General features: G+C 68.7%; 2 protein-coding genes and 1 pseudogene. 2 read left to right on the forward strand and 1 reads right to left on the reverse strand.

Annotation, left to right across the window (positions count from 1 at the left end; genetic code table 11):
• A pseudogene (locus WAZ62_RS10155) lies at positions 1-407 on the reverse strand (primosomal protein N'); the annotation flags it as partial.
• 94 nt (positions 408-501) lie between these two features.
• Here WAZ62_RS10155 and fsa point away from each other — a divergent pair.
• Both fsa and WAZ62_RS10165 read left to right on the forward strand, forming a co-directional pair.
• Positions 502-1,158: a fructose-6-phosphate aldolase gene (gene fsa / locus WAZ62_RS10160; protein WP_422643408.1), complete on the forward strand. Its 657-nt coding sequence runs from the start codon at positions 502-504 to the stop codon at positions 1,156-1,158.
• An 11-nt stretch (positions 1,159-1,169) separates the two neighbouring features.
• A complete protein-coding gene (locus tag WAZ62_RS10165; RefSeq protein WP_422643409.1) occupies positions 1,170-1,898 on the forward strand; it encodes a DUF484 family protein in 729 nt (242 codons plus the stop codon).
• Positions 1,899-1,948 lie beyond the last annotated feature (50 nt).

Here is a 1,948-nt window from a genome sequence, read left to right on the forward strand (position 1 = left end):
GCTTCCAGATGGTCGAGCACGCGGCGCCGCGCCGGGGTCAGGCGGTCGGGGGGCCGGCCCGCCAGGCGATAGCCGGTCAGGGGCGTAGGCTTGTCGTTGTTGGCGGCATTGATGAAGTGGCGCAGGACCATGCCCGGCGGGCTCATGGTATAGGCCGCCATCCAGTCGAGGAAGCGGCGGGCCTTGTCGCGCATCAGGGGCCAGTCGTGAACGGCGATGACGGCGCGCAGCTTGGCCGCCGGCACCAGGCCTTCCGGCGCGCCGTCCCAGACGACGCCGGTCACCCGGCGCGGCCCCAGCGGCACCTCGACGAAGGTGCCCGGCGGCAACACTTGCGCGCAGGCATAGTCGAGCGGCCCTGCAAAGGGCAGCGCGACGAGAACGGATATGCGTGTCGGGCCGCTCATGCGCTATAACGAACCTATTGGCCCGCCGCGCCGGACGGGGCCATGATTCGGCGCGCGGTCCCCTTCGGAAACAAATCCAGCGGATACCAGAGTCATGAAATTCTTCATCGATACCGCCGACGTGCGCGAAATCAAGGATCTTGCGGCGACCGGCATGGTCGACGGTGTCACCACCAACCCCAGCCTGGTCGCCAAGACCGGGCGCAACTTCCTCGACGTTGTCGCAGAAATCTGCGAGATCGTCGACGGCCCGGTTTCGGCCGAGGTGACGGCGACCGACTTCGAGACCATGCTGACCGAGGGCCGCAAGCTGGCCAAGCTGGCCGACAATGTCGCGGTGAAGGTGCCCCTGACCTGGGACGGCCTGAAGACCTGCAAGACCCTGTCGGACGACGGCGTGCTGGTCAATGTCACCCTGTGCTTCTCGCCGGCGCAGGCGCTGCTGGCGGCCAAGGCCGGCGCCGCCTTCATCTCGCCCTTCGTCGGCCGCCTCGACGATGTCGCGACCGACGGCATGGCGCTCATCGCCGAGATCCGCCAGATCTACGACAATTACGAAGCCCTGACGACCGAGATCCTGGTCGCCTCGGTGCGCCATCCGCGCCATGTCGTCGATTCGGCCAAGATGGGCGCCGATGTCGTGACCGTGCCGCCGTCGGTGCTGCGCGCCCTCATCAACCATCCGCTGACCGACAAGGGCCTCGCCGCCTTCCTGGCCGACTGGGCCAAGACCGGCCAGTCCATCCTGTAACCGGCACGATCATGGCGACCACCACCGACCGGCCCGATGCCCCCCTGCCCCGGCGCCGGCTGACGGCGTCCGAGGTCAGGGACTATCTGATCGCGCACCCCGGCTTCCTGACCAAGAACGCCGACGTGCTGGAGCATCTGAACCTGCCCGGCCGGCCCGAGGCCGACGGCGTGAAGGTGGTCGATTTCCAGCGCGCTCAGGTCGACCGGCTGCGGACCGACAATGCCCGCCTGCGTCACTTCCAGTCGGAAGTGATCACGGCGGCGCGGGCCAATGTCTCGGCCCAGGCGGTGGTGCATGAGGCCATCCTCCTGCTGCTCGAGGCGCCGAGCTTCGAGCATATGATCCATGTCATCACCCAGGAGCTGGCGGGGTCGATCGGCATCGATGTCGCGGCGCTGTGCATCGAGAGCCAGGATGTGACCGTGGAACGCCCGGCGATGCAGAACCTGCATCTGCTGGAGCCGGGCACGATCGACGCCTTCATGGGCCTTGGCCGCAACGTCAGCCTGCTGGCCGACACGCCGGGCGATCCGCGCATCTTCGGCCCCGCCGCCGAACTGGTGCGGAGCCAGGCGCTGGTCCGGCTCGATCTCGGCGCCAACATGCCCATGGGCCTGCTCGCCCTCGGCAGCCGCGAGGCCACGAAATACGAGGCCGGCCAGGGCAGCGAGCTGCTCGGCTTCCTCGCCCTCGCGGTCGAGCGGCTGATCCAGCTGTGGCTGCGGCAGGACCACTGAGCCCCGACGATCTCCCCGGGGCGGCGGCCTTGCTGCCGGCCGCCCCGGAC

Origin of the sequence: Zavarzinia sp. (assembly GCF_049306435.1) — a bacterium.
Classification (GTDB): Bacteria; Pseudomonadota; Alphaproteobacteria; order Zavarziniales; family Zavarziniaceae; genus Zavarzinia.

Coding starts and splice junctions, on each gene's coding strand:
- fsa (WP_422643408.1), top strand. CDS start 502: ATGAAATTCTTCATCGATACCGCCGACGTGCGCGAAATCAAGGATCTT.
- WAZ62_RS10165 (WP_422643409.1), top strand. CDS start 1,170: ATGGCGACCACCACCGACCGGCCCGATGCCCCCCTGCCCCGGCGCCGG.